Genomic DNA, 19,663 nt, shown 5'->3' on the forward strand with positions numbered 1-19,663 from the left:
GCTCATCAAGTCCACTTCCACTTCACCCCCAAGGAGCGGGTATGGAGCGGATATGCCGGGTCGGCCGCTCAGGGCCAGGAGGAGACATTTCCCCGGTGCTGCGCGGGGCGGCCTAGAGGCCGCCCCCACCTTGCCGATCATGAATACATGTTATTTTGCCATCGCCGTCCTGGCGGCCTCGATTTTCGCCTTCACGGCATCGAGATTGAAACTCGCGCCTTTCTGCATCGGCGGAAACTCGATCGCCGTCATCGCCAGCTTTTCCACCTGCTGCTGAACAAACACAAAGCGCCAGAATTCGAATTTGAACCAGTCGAAGTATTGTTGCGCGCCGTATTTGGTCCCGCTATCGGGCCATCCCGTTCGCTCGAAAGGATCGAGGCGAAGGTTAATCAGGTAGGGCACGTCAGGCTTGGTTTTTTCACCCAGCCAGCCTCCAGGCTGGTCGATGAAGCGATACTTGTAGTCGTCGATGCGCACGGCACCCAGCTCGCTTTCCCCGAAGTACCAGATTTCGTGCCGGTTCGACGGCCCCTTGCCGGTAATCATGTCCATCTGGTTATAGCCGTCCAGATGACATTTGTAGGTCGTGTCACCGATCTGCTTGCCCTTCTTCAGCTCTTCGACAATGTTCGTGTTGCCGGCCGCCGCAAGGAGGGTCGGAAACCAGTCCAGCCCGGAGATGATACCGTTCTCGACCTTGCCCGCCGGCACTTTGCCCGGCCAGCGGATCATCGCCGGCGCGCGGAAGCCGCCTTCCAAGACCGTGCCCTTGCTCTGCGCAAATGGCGTCTGTCCACCATCAGGCCAGGTGAATACCTCGGTGCCGTTGTCGGTAGTGAAGATCACGATGGTGTTGTCGTCGACGCCCATGTCCTTGAGTTTCTTCATCACGATGCCGACGTCGTCGTCGAGCTGCGCCATGCCGGCCTCATGGATGGTCCAGCCGTTCTTGGAGTTGCGCAGCGCTTCGTACTTCGGCGACAGATGGGTGACGATGTGCATGCGGGTCGGATTGAGCCACAGGAAGAACGGCTTGTTGTCGGCCTTGGCCTTGTCGATGAACTTGAGCGCAAAGTCGCGGATTTCGTCGTCCACGGTTTCCATCCGCTTGGGATAGAGCGTGCCCGCGTCCTCGATCTTCTGTTTGCCGACCTTGCCCCAGCGCGGATCCACGGTGGCGTCGTCGACATTGGTCGCATAACAATGGAGCATGTTGCGTGGACCGACGGTGTTCAGCAACTCCTGAGGATAGGCGGGATGCGCTGGATCTTCCATCGCATCGAGGTGATACAGGTAGCCGAAGAACTCGTCGAAACCGTGCACCGTCGGCAGAAATTCGTTTTTGTCGCCAAGGTGGTTCTTGCCGAACTGGCCGGTGGCGTAGCCCATTCCTTTCAGCGCGGTAGCGATGGTTACGGCCTGCGCGGGTATGCCTGTGGGTGCGCCGGCCTGGCCGACCGTGGTCATGCCGGTCCGGATCGGCAGCTCGCCCGTGATGAAGTTGGCGCGGCCCGCTGTGCAACTCGCCTCGGCGTAGTAATCGGTGAACAGCATGCCCTCGGCGGCGATCTGATCGAGGTTCGGCGTCCGGCCCGCCATCATACCGCGGTGGTAGGCGCCGATATTCCAGATGCCGATATCGTCGCCCATGATGACGACGATATTGGGCCGCTGTCCGGCCGGCGCGGGCACCGGGGCGGACGTTGGTTGCTGCGCTTGTGCGAAGCTTGTCGCACCAACCGCAGAGAGTGCTGAAGCGGCGACGAGCGAACTACCGCTCAACAACAGATCGCGGCGTTTCAATCCTGCGCTGGTGGGTCCCGTGCTCATCTCAGGCTTTTCCGGAATCGTATCGTTACTCATGACGTGATCCTCTTCCTGGTGATGCACCTGAAGCCGACATGGCTTGCTGAGGTGTCGATCGGCTCGGCATGACGCGCGGCCGGACGATAGCGGCGGCAGTAGCTGGGGGCGCAAAGATGCGAGCCGCCTTTAAGCACCTTGCGCGGAATCCTGAGGTTCGGCTGACCAGAGTCGTAGCTCGCGCCCTCGGGCCCGCCGCGAGGATTTTGCGGGATGCAGCAGGCTTTCGGGGCGTCTGCGTCGTGCCTCTGTGAATACCAATCGGCCGTCCATTCCCAGACATTGCCGATCATGTCATGAAGGCCGTAGCCATTGACCGGGAATGCGGTGACGGGCGAGGTGCGTTCGAAGCCATCAGCCACCAGATTCTGGTACGGGAAATTGCCCTGCCAGGTATTCGCCATGTGCCTGCCGCCGGGAAGTTGCTCGTCACCCCATGCGAATTCCGCGCCGTCGAGTCCGCCGCGCGCGGCAAACTCCCATTCGGCTTCGGTCGGCAAGTCCTTGCCAGCCCACGCCGCGTAGGCCTCAGCATCGCGATAGGCAATGTGGACCACGGGATGATCGTCGAGGCCGCTGATCGAACTGCGGGGGCCGTATGGCCGGCGCCAGTTGGCGCCAAATTTGAAATTCCACCATTGTGACCAGTCGCGCAGATCGACCGGATGCTTCGGTGGCGTGAAAACCAGCGAGCCTGCCTTGAGCATGTGCGGCAGTGCGCCCGGATAGTCCTTTGCGTCAGGCCGCGTCTCCGCGAGTGTCACGTAGCCTGTTGCGTTGACGAACTTGCGAAAATCGCGATTGGTGACCGGCGTTGCATCCATCCAGAAGCCGCTCACCGAGACGCGATGGACCGGCGCCTCTTCGGCATAGTGCCTGTCGGAGCCCATGCGGAACGTGCCGCCCGGGATCCAGATCATGCACCTTTGGCCGGGCCCATCCGACAAAGGCACGCCTGCCGCAACGCCAACGTCGTGCATGGGCTGCCCGCAGTGAACGAGTTTCAAGGTTCCCGACGCCGCCCTGAGCAAGAAGCTCTCGGCAGCTTTCTAGTTCGCCGATTGCTTCGGGGAACGGCTTAACGCCTTGGTCAGTCAAAAGACGATCGAGTATCTGAAACGCGACTACAAGGCGTCTACGAACTAGACGAGATAAGATGCTCCAGCAAGGCATCCTCGTATGTTGATCTAGGTCAATCGAGTCAGGTCGCGTCTTCCTTATCAAGAGCCCCTGACGACTATGCAAAAACTGCCAAAGCTGTGGTGTCATCGACACAGCCCATCAATAAAAAGGCCGGCTGAACGCAAGTATTCCGATTTCGCATGGACCAACAGCAGCGTCAGCTTACTCTTTCCGAGTTTCTACCCCGCCGGAGCAATGGCGGGATCGCGAGAGTCAGGGGATCGGCGATGTGGTACCTTGGACCGGGTTTGCGACGCAGATTTTTTTCGCAGGGGCATTTGAGTGTTGGGGCGCTTGCCGCTCTGCTGGTGCTTTCCACCCCAGCGGCTCGCGCCGATGAAAATGGCATCAGCTTTTGGGTACCCGGATTTTTTGGCAGCCTCGCGGCTGTTCCTCAGCAGGCGCCGGGCTGGTCGGTGACCTCGATTTATTATCACACCTCTGTTTCCGCCGGCGCCGACGTGGCGCGGTCGCGCGAAATCACGCTCGGTCGCTTTCCCGCGAATCTGACAGCCAACGTGAGCGCGAACGTCAATGCGAATGTGAACCTTGGCTTTCTGGCCGGGACTTATACTTTTGCGACACCGGTGCTTGGTGGTCAGGCCTCTGCCACCCTGTTGGCGGCCTACGGATCCAACTCCACCTCGCTCGCTGGATCGCTTGTGGGGACGTTGACGGGACCGGGCGGCGCCATGTCCCCCTTCTCCCGGTTTGACAGCATCGACAGCTCGCTCATTGCATTCGGCGACCTGATCCCGCAGTTCGCGCTGCGCTGGAATGCCGGCGTCAACAATTACATGACGTACATTACCGCCGACCTCCCGGCCGGCGCCTACCAGTCGACCCGCCTCGCGAATTTGGGGATTGGGCACTGGGCAATCGACGCGGGCGGCGGCTACACCTATTTCGATCCAAAGACCGGGCACGAATTTTCGGCGGTGCTGGGGTTCACCTACAACTTCGTCAACCCCTCCACTGAATATCAAAGCGGCGTCGACATGCACCTCGACTGGGGCGCGTCGCAATTCCTGACCAAGCAGTGGCAGGTCGGCCTCGTCGGTTACCTCTATCAGGGGCTCGGATGCGACAGCGGCTCCGGCGATCGCGTCGGCTGCTTTCGGTCGCGGGTGGCCGGCGTCGGCCCGCAGGTCGGCTACATTTTCCCGGTGGGGGACATGCAGGGATATCTGAACCTGAAGGGCTACGGCGAATTCGCCAATGAAAATCGGCCGGCAGGCTGGAACGTCTGGCTGACGTTCAACCTTCAGCCCGCGGCGCCAACGCCGCCGACATCCACAAGGCCAAGATTCACAAAGTAGCGGCGCCGGTGACGCTGCCACCGGTTCCGTGCTGAAGGATCAATCTGGCGCGGCGGTAGCAACGCAATCAGCGAATAGACACTCCGCAGGCGTGCGGACATGTCCGAGTTGGGTCAAAAGCCGCCGGCAGCGACCGAGCCTAGGACTACCGGTTCTCTTCGGAGAGCCGACCTTCTCGAAGGTCATTCAGACCATCAGCTATGGGCCAGAAGCGGATGAACGTCCTCCCACCATCGTCATCAGGCGTGTTGGCACGGTGGTACGATTGTCCTAAAAAGGACAGTAAAGGAACTGCGAACCAATGGTGCGAGAGCAGCCAGGCCGGATCGGACGTAGGTTATCGGCGATCTTGGCGGCCGACGTCGCGGGCTACTCGCGATTGATGGGTCTCGATGAGGTCGGCACGGCCCGTATCCTCCGTGAACATCGCGCCGTGACGGACGTGATCGTGGCAAACCACGGCGGTCGCATCGTCAAAACCACGGGCGACGGCTTGTTGCTTGAATTTCCATCGGTCGTCGATGCCGTTGATTGCGCGGTGGCGGTTCAGACGGTGATGGACGAGCGAAACGACGGTGTGCCTCAAGACCGGCGTATGCTGTTCAGGATCGGGATCAACCTCGGCGACATACTTATCGACGGCGACGACATTCTCGGCGAGGGCGTCAATGTTGCCGCTAGGCTCGAAGGTATTGCCGAACCCGGCGGCATCTGCATCTCGTTCTCCGCTTACGAGCAGGTTCGAGGCAAAGTCGATGTCGGATTCATCGAATTGGGTGAGCGGACCCTCAAAAATATCGCGCGTCCGGTGCGGGCTTATGCGGTGGCCCGAGGCGGATTTGACCCCAGCGCGCGAGATGACGCCCCAATTCCGAAGCCGCCAGTAGCCCCTCATTTGTCGATTGTAGTGCTGCCATTTGCCAACATCGGCGGCAATCCCGAGCAGGATTACTTTGTCGATGGAGTAACAGAGAGCCTGACGACAGACCTGTCGCGCATCAGCGGAGCCCTCGTCATCGCCCGCAACACCGCGTTCACCTTCAAGAACAAAGTGGTGCCCGTCAAGCAGATCGGGCAGGAGTTGAATGTCCGCTACGTGCTCGAAGGTTCGATGCAACGAAGCGGTAACCGGCTTCGGGTCAACGTCCAGCTGATCGACGCCGAAGGCGGAAATCACCTTTGGGCAGATCGATTCGACAAGCTCGTCGCTGATCTGTTCGATATGCAGGACGAAATCGTTTCGAGGCTTGCCAATGCGATGAACATCGAGTTGGTCGTAGCCGAAGCCCGACGATCCGAGTGTTCCACGCATCCCGATGCGACGGACTTGTACTTTCAAGGCATAGCCTGTTTGCACAAAGGGATGACGAACGAAACCCTTGCCCGCTCGCGTGGCTTTCTTGAGCGCGCGTTGGCGCTCGACCCCGGCAGCATCGACGCGCTCGTCGGACTGGCCAACATTGACGCTACAATCGGCCTCGCCTTCTTGACCGATGATCGGGCAGCGCGTCTCGCAGCCGCCGAGGCAAACTTGACGAAGGCGCTCAAGATCGCCCCGCGGCACGCCTTAGCGCACAAGATTTTGGGTCTCCTACAAGTTTCGACCAAGCGCGCCACCCAAGGCATTACCCATTTGCAGCAGGCGTTGGAAATCGATCGAAATTCGGCCGATGCACATGCATACATGGGTAATGCCAAATATCTTCTTGGTCGCGGCTCTGAGACGGAGGCCCATGTCAGCGACGCCCTTCGTCTATCTCCTCGTGACAGTTTCGCAGGGATCTGGAGGGCATTTGTCGGTTTTTCCAGGATTCAGCTCTGTGCCTATCAGGAAGCGGTCGAATGGCTCAGGCACGGCCTAAAGGACAACTACAATTACCCTCTGGCCCATTTCCATCTCGCCGCCGCACTGGCGTTGCAGGGCTTGCTGAGCGAAGCACGCGAGGCGGCCCAGGACGGACTTGCGCTTGATCCGACATTTACCATCCAGCGGTTGCGCGCCAACGTGCCGAGCGAAAACCCGATCTATCTCGCCGGGCGTGAACGTCTGTATGAGGGCATGCGCCTGTCCGGCGTGCCGGAGGGATGACGTCTGCAATGGGTCAAATGCGGCGGTCGAGGATCGTTGATGAGAAGTCCGGACTGCACACAATACCGGACCAGTCAGAGGCGGCGAAGAACCTGAATTCATCGCGCCTTGACGCAGCGAGGCGGCGCTCGCACAATTTCGGAATATTAGAAAATGTCCTTGAGTTGCCCGACGTGTCAAGTTGCTTTTCGAACGCCCGCAGCCGCCGGCTACTTTGCATGGGGTTGTTTTCGATATTTTGGCGGCGCGCACCTGCGGCAGGGAGCACCTAAGCGGATCGCGAGCGACGGCTGTGCCGCCAGCGCCACAACAGCGCAATGAGGGCCATGAGCACCAGCCAGGCCGCGAGCGCCTTCGCGGCAAACCGTCCGCCGGGACGATCGATCAGGCGCGTGAGAAGTGAAACACCCTCGCCCTGGCGCGGCAGGCGAAATGCCACCACGCTGTCGCCGATCGAGGTGCCGCCTTCCGAATGGCCGCCGGCGCCGATCACGACATACTGCTCGCCCTTCCAGAGATAGGTCATCGGATTGGCGACGCCCGGCACCGGAAGCCGGCCGAGCCACAACTGCCGGCCCGACTTGACATCGAACGCGCGCAGATAGGCGTCCATCGCACCGGTAAACACCAGTCCGCCCGCGGTGATCGCGACGCCACTGAGCAGCGGCGTGCCGGTATTGAGCGCGATGCCGAGCGGTGCGAGATCCTCGCTGGTGCCGACCGACGCATGCCAGAGGATCTTGCCGGCCTTGAGATCGACCGCCACCGTCTCGCCCCATGGCGGCTTGTTGCACGGCGACCCCACCTCCGTACTCGCCAGCGCCCGCGACATCGCAAATGGCGCGCCCTGCTGCTGGCCGAAATCGTGGCCGGGCGGCGGATTGAAGCCCTTGGCCTGATCGCGCGGAATCAGCGTGATGACATGCGCCGCGTGACTGACATTGGCGAACAGGATCTGGTTGACGGGATCAAAGGCCGCGCTGCCCCAGTTCACACCGCCGCCGGTCATCGGATAGATGATCGTGCCCTGCGTCGACGGCGGCGTGTAAAGCCCCTCATTGCGGGATTGCGCGAGCAGCTTGTCGCACGCCGCGCTCCCGATGCCCGGCAGGAGGCCGCCGACATCATCGGCCGTCATCCGCTGCGTCAGCAGCGGCGGCACATGGGTCGGGAACGGCTGCGTCGGCGACAGTTGCTCGCCCTCGGCGCCGTTCTGCGGCACCGCGCGCTCTTCGACCGGCCACACCGGCTTACCGGTGTCGCGATCGAGCACGAACACGAAGCCCTGCTTGGTCGGCTGGATCACGACGTCGCGCATGCCGTTGCCGGTGTCGATCCGCGCCAGCGTCGGCTGTGCCGGCAGGTCGTAGTCCCAGACGTCGTGATGGACGGTCTGGAATGCCCATGCGAGCTCACCGCTCTCGATGCGCAGCGCGACGACGGAATTGGCGTGCTCGTCATTGCCGGGACGCTTGCCGCCCCAGAAATCGGGACTGGGCGATGTCGTCGGCAGGAACACCAGGCCGCGCTCCTCGTCGACCGACATCGGCGCCCAGACATTGCTGTGGCCGGCCTCGACGCCGGCATGCACGAGCGGGTCGAAGGTCCAGCGCGGTTGGCCGGTCCGCGCATCGAAGGCGTGCACCGCGCCGACCGGCGCATCAACCCGCCGGTTGTCGCCGATCGCGGACCCGACCACGACCACGCCGCGTCCGGTCACCGGCGCCGACGTGATCTGAAACTCGCCGGGCCATTCCAGCTTCATGCCGGCGTCGATCTTGATCTCGCCATTGTTGCCGAAATCGGCGCAGGGTTTGCCGGTCCTGGCATCGAGCGCGATCAGGCGCGTGTCGTTGGTGCCGGTGAAGATGCGCGACTTGCAGGCCGCACCTTCAGCGGCACGATCATCGGTCCAGTGCGCGACGCCGCGGCAGACAAAGCGATTGGCCGGCCGCTGTGCCATGCTGATCTTCGGATCGAAACGCCATTTCTGCGTACCGGTGCCGGGATCGAGCGCGATCACCTCGTTGAACGGCGTGCAGAAGATCAGGCTGTCCTCGACGAACAGCGGGGTCACCTCGAACTTGGTGCGCTTCATGACCTCGGGCGGACGTGCGTCGAGATCGCCGGTGCGGAATTCCCAGCCGCGCACCAGCGTGCCGACATTGTCTGTTGTGATCTCTGTCAGCGGCGAGAAGCGTGTGCCCCCACTGTCGCCGCCCCAATACTCCCAGGCGAGCGCCGGCTGCACGTAAAGCACAAGCGCGGCAAGCAGGCGAAACAGCGACCGCATTGCATCCTCCCGCGAGATGCGATCATCGGATGCCGCATCTCATGCGGGAAAAGCCTTTACGCGATTGGCGCGTCAGTATCCACCCCTGCGATAACCGCCGCCATAGTTGCCGCGATAGCCGCCGCCGATGCCAATCCCGATTCCGATCGGCGGTCCGACCGGCTCGTAGACCACGGCCGGAGGCGGCCGACGTACGACCACAACATCGTCCTCGACCACGACGCGCGGCGGGCGCTTGCCGGCGCGGCGCGGCGGCGGATCGGGATCGGCACGCTTCTTCACAGGCGCGGCCGCCTTCTGCTCCTGCTGCGGCGGCGCGGTGTTGCAGGGACAGGTCGGCGCCGCCAGCGCGACGTTCGTCGCGGGCACGCTGAGCGCGGCGGCCGGTGTCAGATCGGGACGGTAGCGCAACCGTTCGATCATCTTGCGCGCGGTCGCCGTCAGATCGCTGTCGGGGTACAGCACGAGGAAGCTGCGATAGGCCGCCGCCGTATTGGCGAGAATGGCGTCGTTCCAGGCCACCATGCGGCGATGCCGGTCGAGCCAGTCGCGCGCCTGCAGGCCCCGCGGCGTGCCGGCGAAGATCGCGGCGAAGGCTTCATAGGCTTCATCGGTGCCGTCGACCACCATCATTTCGTTGGCAACCTCGATCGGCTTGCCCTGCAATTCGCGTTTCCACTCGTCGACGGTGCGCTTGGTCGCGGCCGGCGCCGGCGTGACCGCGGCCGACGCTGACGTACCTGCCATGAAGCGGAAATCGTCGGTGAGCGACGAGGAATCCCACGGCGTCTGGCGGCCGTCGGTCGCCTTGTTCACTGCCAGGCGGACGCGCTTGAAGGTGTCCTCGATCGGAATCCCCGGCTCCTTCGCCGAAGCCAGCAGCGCGGTCGTGTAAGGGCTGTTGGCGCCGCTGCCGTCCTCGGCCTCGGCGCCCGGTGACGTCGAGAACGAGACGAAGGTGCCGGGCGCGCCGATCCTGGCATCGACGATGGCAAGCCCATGCCCGGCGGTCTTGCTGAGCTCCGGGAACGGATTGTTGCGGCAGGCGTCGAGCAGCACGATGCGCATCCGGCTCGGCACAGAGGTCAGCGTGTTCAGGATGTCGTTGAGGCGAACCGCCTGGATCGGGATGTCGGCCTCGCGCTTCGGATCGACATCGACCGGCACCAGATAGTTCTCGCCATCGATCTGCAGGCCATGCCCGGCATAGAACACCAGCGCCACGGTGTCGGCGCCCTTCGCCGCCACCTGGCTGGCGAAGTCGCTGATCCTTGCCCGCATCTCATCCTGGGACAGATCCGATGCCGTTGTCACCGCAAAGCCGGCATCGGTCAGCATCTGTGACATCGCCCTGGCGTCGTTGGCCGGATTGGGCAGCGCGGGCACCGACTTGTAGGCGGACTGCCCGATCACCAGCGCCAGACGGCTTTCCGCCAGTGCCGGCACGGCACCGAACAGGATCGCAGCCGGAACGATCAGGCCGAGGAGCGAACGACGAAGCATGACGGCCTCCGACAATGGCATCGGAGATGGGTCGAAAGCCGTCAGGTGAAGGTTCATGCCGTGCGGCAATCTGCGGCCGCCGGCGCCGGTTCTCGGGCCTGAATTATCGCAGGGATCAGATCGGCCCGGCTATTTCGGCTTCTTGGCTGGATCGGCGGCCGGCTTGGTGACGCCCCAGGGATCGTATTTCTCCTTGGGCTCGGGAATACGATCGAGTGCGGCCTTGTAGGCCTTCTCGTCGATCTGAGGCTTCTTCTCCGTCTTCCTGTCGTCGCCCCCGCCGCCTCGCCGGCCCTGGGCCAGGGTCGGTGTCGCGATCAGCCCCAGAATGACGGCAGCAACCGTGAAGCTTTTCATGTCAGTCTCTCTCCCCCGCAGCCGTAGAAACATCCGGCAACACCTCTACCCCGAACATAGCTTGTCGCTCGACATTTGTTGATCGACAAAGCGTCGCGCGATGCGGATTCAGCCCCACCAGGGGGGCGCAATGTGGGCGGCGGCACATTAAATTAGTTCGATGGGACAGGGACAGGTACAAGTGGCGGCGCTGCTGGCCGGCGCCGCCTTGATGTTGAGCGGCTGCGGGCTGGCGGACAGCCACGCGGTATGGCCTGACATGCTGAAGGTCAAGGCCACCGAGCCGGCGCCGCTCGAGACGCCTCCGGATGTCAAGCGACTGGTGGCCGGCAAGCTGGATTCGGTGTTCACCGCCGGCTCGCAGCCGGCCCATGTGCGGGTCTCCGCCCCGCTGCACGACCCGCGCGGCACCGGCTGGACCGCCTGCGTGCGCGCCGAACTGACGTCGGTGATCGGCAAGCCGCTCGGGACGCAGACCTATCGCGTCTTCATCAATGACGGCGCGATCTTCGATCGCCGGCAGGTGGAGGCTGACGACAATTGCGTGACCGAGACCTACGAGCCGGTCGACAGCGCCGTTCAGCTCGAAGCGCAGCGAAGTCCCAAGCCGTAGCCGGCCGCATCACCGTCACCGTATTGTTATGCGCCCTCGCGATCTCCGCAGCTACGTTGTCGCGGCGACGAGAGGATCATAGCGGTCATGAGCGTATTGCCCTCCTCCTTGAGGCCCAAGGGAGTCCGCGCCGCGTTGGCGGTGATCGTCGGTTTGATGGCAGGTGGACTGATCGGTCTTCGCGACGCGCAGAGTGAGACGATCAAGCAGAGGCCCTGCGACATCTACGCCGCGGCGCATACGCCATGCGTCGCCGCACACAGCACGGTGAGATCGCTCTATGCCAAATATGCCGGCGCGCTCTATCAGGTGAAGCGAGCGTCGGACGACACCGCCGAGAACATCGGCCTGCTTGCGGACGGCTACGCGAACGCTGCAACGCAGGATACTTTCTGCGCCAACACCAATTGCATCATCACCAAGATCTACGATCAGTCGCCCCAGCACAACGACCTCGTCATCGCTGCCGGCGGACATTACAAGGGACCCGGCCCCGGAGGATCCGACCTTGGCGCCGCGGCCGACGCGCTACCGGTCACGGCCGGCGGTCATCAGGTCTATGGCGTCTCGATTTCGCCCGGAATGGGATATCACAACACCAGGACGACTGGCGTTGCGGTCAAGGGCGAGCCGGAGGGAATGTACATGGTTTCCTCCGCAACCCATTTCAATTCGGGCTGCTGTTTCGACTATGGCAACGCCGAGACGAGCAGCACCGACACCGGCGCCGGCCACATGGATGCGCTCAACGTCAGTCGCGATCTGGAATGGCCGAACTGCCGAGGCCAAACAGGACCCGGGGTGCACGCGGACCTGGAGAACGGAATCTTCCACTGGGACAAGCGAAGCTGCAATCCTGCTGCAATAATCGCCGGCGGACCGCGTCCGTTCATCTCGGCCTGGTTGAAGAACAACGGCCAGACGCGATTTGCGCTGAAGTGGGGCGACGCGCAATCGGGCGGGCTCAGGACGATCTATTCCGGCGCCCTGCCGAGCGGATATGCGCCGATGCGCCAGGAAGGCGCGATCATCCTCGGCATCGGAGGCGATAACAGCCACGCCTCCGCGGGCTCCTTCTTCGAAGGCGTGATGACGTCGGGTTTTCCAACCGACGCCGCCGACAACGCGGTCCAGTCCAACATCCTCGCCGCGGGCTATGGCACGCCCACGGGTCTGTCCGGAACGCTGATGCCGGGATCGGAAATCTCGTTGCAGGCGACCACGGCATGCTGCGCTGGAGACTATGTCCGCAACCGGAACGGCGCCGCGGTCATCGCACCGATCACATCGGGCAGCGCGGTGCAGGACAGGCGCGACGCGACATGGATCGTCCGGCGCGGCCTCGCCGGCAGCTCCTGCGTCTCCTTCGAGTCGAAGAGCGATCCGGGTGATTTCCTGCGGCATCAGAACTCTGCGCTGCATCTGCAGCCGTTCGACGGCACGGCGCTCAATCGCTCCGACGCAACCTTCTGCGCGCAGCCGGGCAAGAACGGAAAGGGAAATTCATTCCACGCGCTGAACTATCCAACGAAGTACATCCGCCACTACTACGGCAAGGTCTATGTCGCAGGTGACGGGGACGGCACCAATCCCTGGGACAACAAGGCACTTTGGACCGACGACGTCAGCTTCATCGTCGGTCCACCGTGGTCGCCATAGCGTACGTCCCTAGCCGGTATGCTGGTCGCGTCGGACTGCGCGCACCAACACCACCGGCATATGCTGAACGCCCCGTTAACATTACCGCTCAAATTGCCGGATGGCCTCAACGGCATTTTCCATCTCTCTCCGCTAGCGTTGCCTGCGATGAACGCAAGGCCGATCAGCCTTGCCGATCGGGGAAACATGGGACGTGGCCGATATTGCTGACCAGGCAATGATCCGCCGTGCATCGCGCAAGGATGCCACGGACGATCGCACGTTGCCGCCGCTGTCGGCCGTGCCGGTCGGCGCATGGCGGGCGCTTGCCGAGCGCGCGATCGAGGCCAATGGCTACTACCAGCCCGACTGGGAATTGGCGGTCGATGCCTCCGCGCGCGGCCGCACCGGCGCATCGCTGCTCAGCGCCACCGGCGATGCCGGGCAATTGATCGGGCTGTTGCCGGTCGTGCCGTTGCGGCGAATCTACCGGATCCCCCTGCCCGCGCTGGTCGGCGCCGAACCCTACGGCACGCTGTGCACACCGCTGCTCGACCGCGATGCCGCCGAGCAGGCCGCCGGCAACATGCTGCAGCAGGCGCGCAATGCGGGCGCACATGCGCTGATCCTGCGCACCATGTCGCTCGAGGGCCCGGCCATGGCGGCGATCCGCGCGGTGCTCGCGCGCGACGGTTTGGGGCCGCGCGTGCTGAGCTCCTATCAGCGTGCACAGCTCGATGCGACGCGCGATGCCGATGAATTGCTGCGCGACGCGCTCGGGCCCAAGAAGCTGAAGGAGCTGCGCCGGCAGCGCCATCGCCTGTCCGACCACGGCGCGGTGCGCTTCGACGTCGCCCGCACGCCGCGCGAGGTTGCGGCGGCGCTCGAGACTTTCCTTGCGCTCGAAGCCGGCGGCTGGAAGGGCCAGCGCGGCACCGCGCTCAGCCAGCATGCCGGCGACACAGCCTTCATCCGCCGCGCGACGTCGGCGCTGGCCGAGACCGGCCGCTGCGAGATCGTCACGCTGCATGCGGGCGGCACGGCGGTCGCAGGCGGCATCGTGGTGCGCCACCAGGACCGCGCCTTCTTCTTCAAGATCGGCATCGACGAGCGCTTTGCGAAGCATTCGCCGGGCGCACAATTGACGCTGGAGCTGACGCGCCATCTCTGCGCCGATCCCGCGATCAATTCGGCCGATTCCACCGCGGCGCCCGGCCACCCCATGATCGACCCGATCTGGCGCGGCCGCTTCGCGATCGGCGACGTGCTGCTGCCGCTGCGGCGGCGCGATCCGCTGGTCACCGCCGTTCATGCGGCGCTGACCCTGAACAATCTCGCCTACGAGGCCGCGCGCGGCGCCGTCCACTTCATCCGCAGCCGGCGCGGCAAGCCCGGATAACACGGCCCCCTTTGCGCGAGCCCGCACGGATCGATAGGCTGCGCATGACGGCTTCGAGCCGGTAACGTCATGATCGGGCTGGAACGTGACGATCCAGGAATGCTACGTCCGGCAGGACGCGTTGACCGACCCCGGCGAGCTGGCCGGTGCGTATGACGATTTGCCCGCAACGGTCTCCGGACTGTGCGAAGTCATCTCTGGGCTGATCATTCACGTCGCGTTGGCGGAGCGGTACGGCATTCCGCCTGATTTCCCGACGGTCCGGCAAACCCAGCCGGTTGCAGATCGGTTGAAGCTGATCCAGGTGTCGTTCGCCGGATCGCTCACCGCGCCACGCCCGCCACGCAGCCGTACGTTCGGCACCTGTCGCGACTACGCGCTCCTGCTGTGCAGCATGCTCCGAAGCCGATCAATCCCGGCGCGGGTCCGCTGCGGCTTTGCGACCTACATCGGCGACGACATCTATCATGATCATTGGATCTGCGAATATTGGTCACCGGGCGACCGGCGCTGGCTGCAGGCCGACGCGCAGCTCGATGCGCTCCAGATCGACCAACTGCAGATCACGTTCGACGGCGCGAACCTGCCGCGCGATGCGTTTCTGACGGCATCGCAGGCCTGGCGAATGGTGAGGAGCAACGCGGTGGCTGCCGGAGCGTTCGGTCACGGCGCGGCCACCGGTCTGTGGTTTCTTCACGTCAACGTCTACCGCGACCTGCTGTCGCTCACGAACCGGCAAATGTCGGCCTGGGATAGCTGGCGCGACGCTGCGCCGGCCAGCAAGGTCTTGAAGGTTGACGCCCTTGCCGAGCTCGACCGGCTCGCGGACGTGGTCACGGCGTTCGAGGCTGGCTCGGACCGGTTCGCCGCGCTGGACGAAGCGGCATCACGCAACTTGGTGCCGTCCTGGTCTCGGTAGTGCGGCGGGCGGCACGGCACAACGGCACACCGAGCTCCTGCACCGTGACCAATGGTTTACCTTTTCGTAGCCATGCAGACATATCGGGAAACAACAAGTTCCCGCCGTCAGGTTGGTGTCAGCTAGCCCTTCTAGCGTTGCGGCGCGCTGTTTCTCAGGCAGTGCATGCCCTTGCCTGGAAAGCCTCATCCGATGGAAACATCGGGTGAGGCTTTCTGCCGCTGTGCACCCCCGGCCCGACCATCCTCCGCGTTACTGCAGCGGCGAGTGCGGGGCCGGCAGCATGATGGTCGAGTGCATCTCCTCGAGCAGCTGCGTGCCCTTGCCGAGGAATTCCAGCCAGGCCGGATCCATCATCGCACCACCGCGCGCCGCGGCGCGGGCGTTGAGATCGGGATAGGCCCAGATGTGGCAGACCTCGTTGGGCTGCCCGGAATCGGTGTGCCAGAGGCCGACGATCTTGGAATATTTCTCGCGCTCCGGCAGCACGCCGGTGATCAGGTCGAGCCATTGCTTGACGCCGCCGAGCGGCTTGGCGCGATAGTTGCGGAATTCGTAGATGTTGCCTTTGGCGGCCGGCGCGACCGGCGGAATGATCGCATTCAGCAGCCGGACCTCCTGGCGCACCAGGAGCGGACGGATCGCCGGAATGTACTCGCCGGTCCACCGCGGATTCTTCGCAAGCTCGGCGCGCAGCCGGGCCCGCTCGTTGAGGTCGGCGTAGCTCCACATGTGCATGACCTGATTGAGCGGCCCGATCTCGGTGATCCAGTAACCTTCCAGCTTGCCGAAATTGTCGGCGCGGATATCGCGCGAGATCGTGCTCGCCGCCTTGACCATCTCGCCGACGGTCCCTGGACGTACCGTGTAGGTGCGCAGCTCATAGATCATGATTGTCTCCCTGGTTGTTTCCGATGGATCGTGTGGGCTAACGAAAAAGCCCGGCATGTGCCGGGCTTTCGTGAAGGACTTCGGATTACTCGGCCGCCTGCGCGTTGATCTCGGCCGAGACCTCGCGGATGGCGCGGGCGAGCTGCTCAGCCGGCTGGGCGCCGGACACCGCATATTTCTGCGCGAACACGAAGGTCGGCACGCCGGAGATGCCCTTTTCGGAGGCTTCCTGAGCCTGCGCGGACACCAGCGCCACATCCTCGTCGGTGGCAAGACGCTTGCGCGTGTCGGCGGCGTCGAGCCCGACATCGGCTGCCGCCTGCACCAGCACGTTGGTGTCGGTGAGATCGCCGCCGTCGCGGAAATACAGCTCCATCAGCCGCTGCTTCATCTCGGCCGCCTTGCCCTTGGCCTCGGCCCAGTGGATCAGGCGATGGCAGTCGATCGTGTTGGGCTGCCGCTTGACGAGTTCGGGATGGTAGGTCAGCCCCTCCTCATTGGCGGCCGCGACCACGCGGCCGGCGATGCCCTTGTAGGCGTCGACCGAGCCGAACTTGGCGGTGAGATATTCGTCGCGGCTGATGCCCTCGCGCGGCACCCAATTGTTGAGGAAGAACGGCCGCCAGTGCACCTCGACCGGCACATCGGGCACCAGCTTGAGCGCATCCTCGATGCGATGCTTGCCGATATAGCACCAGGGGCAAACGACGTCGGAGACGATATCGAGGCGAAGCGGCTTCAGATCGCTCATGGCAGGGTTCCCGGCGGAATTGGAACCGCAAAAGTAGGCCGAAAGCGCCCCGAGACAAGCCGCTATTTCATACTGGCTGCCATCTGCCGCATCCGTTCGGCGGTCAGCTCGTCGGCCGGAAAGAAGGTTTCCAGCGCCAGTTCCTGCAACGTAATGTCGACCGGGGTGCCGAACACCATGGTGGTCGAGATGAAGCTCAGGACCTCGCCATTGAGGCGGAGCTTGAACGGCAACGCGACGTTGTTGTCGGGGGTGATCGGGGCCGACCGCGCCGGGATCGGATAGGACTTCAGGTCCTGATAGAGCTTGAGCAGCTCCGGATCAGCCGTTGCCTCGCACTGCCGATGCAGCCGCTCCAGGAGATGCGCGGCCCATTCCGCCAAGTTCACGGTGCGCGGCGCGAGGCCCTCCGGGTGGAAGGCCAGCCGCAGGATGTTGAAGGGCTGGCCGAGCAGCCGCTGCGGCACGCCCTCGAGCAACGGCGCCACCATGCGGTTGGCAGAGACCAGATTCCAGTGCCGGTCATAGGCCAGCGCCGGATTGGGCTCATGCGCCTTCAACACCAAATTGATCGCCTCGCGCGCCGATTTCAGCGCGGGATCCTCCAGCGAGCGTTGCGGGAATGCGGGTGCGAACCCCGCGGCGACCAGCAGCACGTTGCGTTCGCGTAGGGGCACGTCGAGGCGCTCCGCCAGTTTGAGGACCATGTCGCGCGACGGCGCCGAGCGGCCGGTCTCGACGAAGCTCAAATGCCGCGCCGAGATCTCGGCATCGACAGCGAGGTCGAGCTGGCTGAGATGACGGCGCTGCCGCCATTCGCGCAGGTGCTCGCCGATCAGGACGGGTTTCGCGGGCTCGGCCCGCGCCAGGGATGCATGTGCGTTCATGGTGCAAAACCTACCATGCGAAATTCGCCCGTTCCATTACGCCTGAGGTAATCGAATTGGCGCGCGGGCCGGCTCATCTTCCACGGCACAGGAGATGACCATGCTGATGCTGTCCCTTATCCGCGCCTTCGCCGTCCTGATCCCGTGGCTGGTCCATCTGGCCACCTGGCTGGTCGCGCGCTCGCTGAACATGCCCCAGCCGCTCGTGCACGACACCGGCATGTTCGTGTTCGCGCAGGTCTATGCGGTCGAGATGAGGGTCGGCAAGGCGCTGTGCCCGTTCCGGCTGTGGCGCGAGCTGCAGTCCCTGTTCCGCTAACCACCCCAACCCGAGGAGACCCTGCCATGATCCACTCGTCCCAGCTGCTGCGCCGCGCCTTGCTTGCCGATGCGGTCTTCAGCGGCGTATCCGCCATCGCGATGGTGCTCGACACCGCAGCCCTGGCCTCGCTGCTCGGCCTGCCAGAAGCGCTGCTGCGCGAGACCGGGCTGTTCCTGATCGCCTACACCGCGCTGGTCGGTTGGCTCGCCGCGCGAACTTCGCTGCCGAAAGGACCTGTGATCCTCGTGGTCGCCGGCAACGCGGCCTGGACGCTTGCCAGCATCGCGCTGCTACTCTCGGGCGCAGTATCGCCGAACCTGCTCGGGACGATCGTGATCCTCGCCCAGGCGATCGCCACCGGCGTGTTCGCCGAGCTGCAATATGTCGGGTTGCGCCGCAGCGGCGAGACGGTCGCGGCGTAGGGCGAATGCGGAACGTTGCGAGCGGCCGTCGCGGCAAACGCTGCGGCCGTTCTCTTCTGTCAGCTCAGAACCACCGCGACTATCATGCCCGCGAAGGTCAGCGCGAGGCCAATGATCAGCATCGGCACCAGGCTGCTGCCGGAAAACGGATCGGCCTGATCCTGTTGAAACCACGCACCGTCGATTGCACGTGCGATCGCTTTCGCCCTGTTCCTCATTGCACTGCTCCTGCTTCGCTTCGCCTGTAACGTTCCCCAACCCCAAGCATCACGCCTTGCCCGCTGGCGACGCCCATCTCAAGACTCGCCGCGATGCGCCGCGCGCGCTCGATGAAATGAAGCGCCGCGACCGGCGGGCACAGCTCATGCGCCGTCGCCTCGAACAGTTCGAGCCAGCGGTCGAAGTGCGCGGCATCGACCGGCAGCTTCATGTGCTTGACCATCGGCGTGCCGTGATAGCGCCCGGTCATCAGCGCGACCGACGACCAGAACGCGCCCATCTGCGCCAGATGCGGCTCCCAATTAGTGATCCTGGCATCGAACACCGGCCCGATCATTGGGTCGTTGCGGACCTTGGCGTAGAAGGCGTGCACCAACTGCTCGATCATGGCCTCGGTGATCCCGGTTCGCGCAACGATCTCGGCGGTGATCTGCTCGCGGCGCTCTGCTCCTGTCATGCCTCACATCCTAAATAGGTATTTTAAATACCTATTTAGACTGCTATAGCGGATCCGCCAAGTGCTGATTTCGAAGGGCTTCCATGCGCCTGACATCATTCACGGATTTTGCGCTGCGCGCGCTGATGCGGCTGGCCGGCGAGCCGGACCGCTCATTTGCGACCAGCGAGATCGCGGCTGAGTTCGGCATTTCCCGCAATCACCTCGCCAAGGTGGTGCGCGACCTGGCCGAGGCCGGCTTCATCGCGACCCAGCGCGGCGCCGGCGGCGGATTTTCGCTGGCGCGCGCCCCGCAGGCGATCACGCTCGGCGAGGTGGTGCGCGCGCTCGAAGGCGGCAGCGCGCTGGTCGAATGTTTCAGGGACGATGGCGGCGATTGCGTGCTGCTGCCGCGCTGCCGGCTGAAGGCGAGGCTTGCGGCGGCCCGCGAGGCCTTCATGCGCGAACTCGACGGAACCACGCTCGCCGAATGCGCCTATCTGCCGCGTCCCGCGCGCCATCCGGCACGCGCATCATGACGATCGCCGAGCAGGATT

At 63.9% G+C, this 19,663-nt stretch carries 19 protein-coding genes; 9 read left to right on the forward strand and 10 right to left on the reverse strand.

Going from position 1 to position 19,663, the window contains the following annotated elements; genetic code table 11:
- Nucleotides 1-150: 150 nt before the first annotated feature.
- Both ACE103_RS27145 and ACE103_RS27150 read right to left on the reverse strand, forming a co-directional pair.
- Complete coding sequence (locus tag ACE103_RS27145) at nt 151-1,866, reverse strand: arylsulfatase (protein WP_375775565.1); 1,716 nt, start codon at nt 1,864-1,866, stop codon at nt 151-153.
- Nucleotides 1,863-2,786, reverse strand: coding sequence for a formylglycine-generating enzyme family protein (locus ACE103_RS27150; protein WP_375775566.1), 924 nt, complete (start codon nt 2,784-2,786; stop codon nt 1,863-1,865). Before ACE103_RS27150 ends, ACE103_RS27145 begins: the two co-directional genes overlap by 4 nt.
- A gap of 402 nt (nt 2,787-3,188) precedes the next feature.
- Between ACE103_RS27150 and ACE103_RS27155 the strand changes: the two genes are divergently transcribed.
- Both ACE103_RS27155 and ACE103_RS27160 read left to right on the forward strand, forming a co-directional pair.
- Nucleotides 3,189-4,367, forward strand: a complete 1,179-nt coding sequence (locus ACE103_RS27155; protein WP_375775567.1) for a transporter — start codon at nt 3,189-3,191, stop codon at nt 4,365-4,367.
- Nucleotides 4,368-4,716: 349 nt separating this feature from the next.
- Complete coding sequence (locus ACE103_RS27160) at nt 4,717-6,456, forward strand: adenylate/guanylate cyclase domain-containing protein (protein ID WP_375775568.1); 1,740 nt, start codon at nt 4,717-4,719, stop codon at nt 6,454-6,456.
- A 268-nt stretch (nt 6,457-6,724) separates the two neighbouring features.
- Here the strand turns inward: ACE103_RS27160 and ACE103_RS27165 are convergent, their stop codons facing one another.
- The 3 genes from ACE103_RS27165 to ACE103_RS27175 form a co-directional block, all read right to left on the reverse strand.
- Nucleotides 6,725-8,749, reverse strand: a complete 2,025-nt coding sequence (locus ACE103_RS27165) for a pyrroloquinoline quinone-dependent dehydrogenase (RefSeq protein ID WP_375775569.1) — start codon at nt 8,747-8,749, stop codon at nt 6,725-6,727.
- A gap of 72 nt (nt 8,750-8,821) precedes the next feature.
- A complete protein-coding gene (locus tag ACE103_RS27170) occupies nt 8,822-10,252 on the reverse strand; it encodes a caspase domain-containing protein (RefSeq protein WP_375775570.1) in 1,431 nt (476 codons plus the stop codon).
- Nucleotides 10,253-10,381: 129 nt separating this feature from the next.
- The gene (locus ACE103_RS27175) at nt 10,382-10,609 is read right to left on the reverse strand and encodes a hypothetical protein (RefSeq protein ID WP_375775571.1); all 228 of its coding nucleotides are present in this window, start codon (nt 10,607-10,609) and stop codon (nt 10,382-10,384) included.
- A 181-nt stretch (nt 10,610-10,790) separates the two neighbouring features.
- Between ACE103_RS27175 and ACE103_RS27180 the strand changes: the two genes are divergently transcribed.
- The 4 genes from ACE103_RS27180 (at nt 10,791) to ACE103_RS27195 (ending at nt 15,178) form a co-directional block, all read left to right on the forward strand.
- Nucleotides 10,791-11,222, forward strand: coding sequence for a hypothetical protein (locus ACE103_RS27180; protein WP_375775572.1), 432 nt, complete (start codon nt 10,791-10,793; stop codon nt 11,220-11,222).
- Nucleotides 11,223-11,309: 87 nt separating this feature from the next.
- Entirely contained in the window at nt 11,310-12,881 is a 1,572-nt protein-coding gene (locus ACE103_RS27185; protein ID WP_375775573.1) for an alpha-L-arabinofuranosidase B, read from the forward strand.
- Between the two features lie 193 nt (nt 12,882-13,074).
- Complete coding sequence (locus ACE103_RS27190; RefSeq protein WP_375775574.1) at nt 13,075-14,259, forward strand: GNAT family N-acetyltransferase; 1,185 nt, start codon at nt 13,075-13,077, stop codon at nt 14,257-14,259.
- Between the two features lie 85 nt (nt 14,260-14,344).
- Nucleotides 14,345-15,178: a transglutaminase domain-containing protein gene (locus ACE103_RS27195; protein ID WP_375775575.1), complete on the forward strand. Its 834-nt coding sequence runs from the start codon at nt 14,345-14,347 to the stop codon at nt 15,176-15,178.
- Nucleotides 15,179-15,430: 252 nt separating this feature from the next.
- Here ACE103_RS27195 and ACE103_RS27200 read toward each other — a convergent pair whose 3' ends face one another.
- The 3 genes from ACE103_RS27200 to ACE103_RS27210 all read right to left on the reverse strand — a co-directional run bounded on the left by ACE103_RS27200 (nt 15,431) and on the right by ACE103_RS27210 (nt 17,707).
- Nucleotides 15,431-16,069 (reverse strand): NIPSNAP family protein, encoded by a 639-nt coding sequence (locus ACE103_RS27200; protein WP_375775576.1) that lies wholly within the window; start codon nt 16,067-16,069, stop codon nt 15,431-15,433.
- Nucleotides 16,070-16,154: 85 nt separating this feature from the next.
- Complete coding sequence (locus ACE103_RS27205) at nt 16,155-16,820, reverse strand: DsbA family oxidoreductase (RefSeq protein ID WP_223970295.1); 666 nt, start codon at nt 16,818-16,820, stop codon at nt 16,155-16,157.
- Between the two features lie 62 nt (nt 16,821-16,882).
- The gene (locus tag ACE103_RS27210; RefSeq protein WP_375775577.1) at nt 16,883-17,707 is read right to left on the reverse strand and encodes a helix-turn-helix domain-containing protein; all 825 of its coding nucleotides are present in this window, start codon (nt 17,705-17,707) and stop codon (nt 16,883-16,885) included.
- Nucleotides 17,708-17,801: 94 nt separating this feature from the next.
- On the opposite strand from ACE103_RS27210, the gene ACE103_RS27215 reads away from it, so the two are divergent.
- The gene (locus ACE103_RS27215) at nt 17,802-18,026 is read left to right on the forward strand and encodes a hypothetical protein (protein ID WP_375775578.1); all 225 of its coding nucleotides are present in this window, start codon (nt 17,802-17,804) and stop codon (nt 18,024-18,026) included.
- A 26-nt stretch (nt 18,027-18,052) separates the two neighbouring features.
- On the forward strand, nt 18,053-18,451 hold the full coding sequence (locus ACE103_RS27220) for a hypothetical protein (protein ID WP_375775579.1): 399 nt from the start codon (nt 18,053-18,055) through the stop codon (nt 18,449-18,451).
- A 59-nt stretch (nt 18,452-18,510) separates the two neighbouring features.
- Here ACE103_RS27220 and ACE103_RS27225 read toward each other — a convergent pair whose 3' ends face one another.
- Entirely contained in the window at nt 18,511-18,669 is a 159-nt protein-coding gene (locus tag ACE103_RS27225; protein ID WP_223970292.1) for a hypothetical protein, read from the reverse strand.
- Nucleotides 18,666-19,127, reverse strand: a complete 462-nt coding sequence (locus ACE103_RS27230) for a group III truncated hemoglobin (protein WP_375775580.1) — start codon at nt 19,125-19,127, stop codon at nt 18,666-18,668. Before ACE103_RS27230 ends, ACE103_RS27225 begins: the two co-directional genes overlap by 4 nt.
- Nucleotides 19,128-19,210: 83 nt before the next feature.
- On the opposite strand from ACE103_RS27230, the gene ACE103_RS27235 reads away from it, so the two are divergent.
- Entirely contained in the window at nt 19,211-19,645 is a 435-nt protein-coding gene (locus ACE103_RS27235; protein ID WP_223970290.1) for an Rrf2 family transcriptional regulator, read from the forward strand.
- Nucleotides 19,646-19,663: the final 18 nt, after the last annotated feature.

Source organism: Bradyrhizobium sp. ma5, from assembly GCF_042258955.1.
Taxonomy (GTDB): Bacteria; Pseudomonadota; Alphaproteobacteria; order Rhizobiales; family Xanthobacteraceae; genus Bradyrhizobium.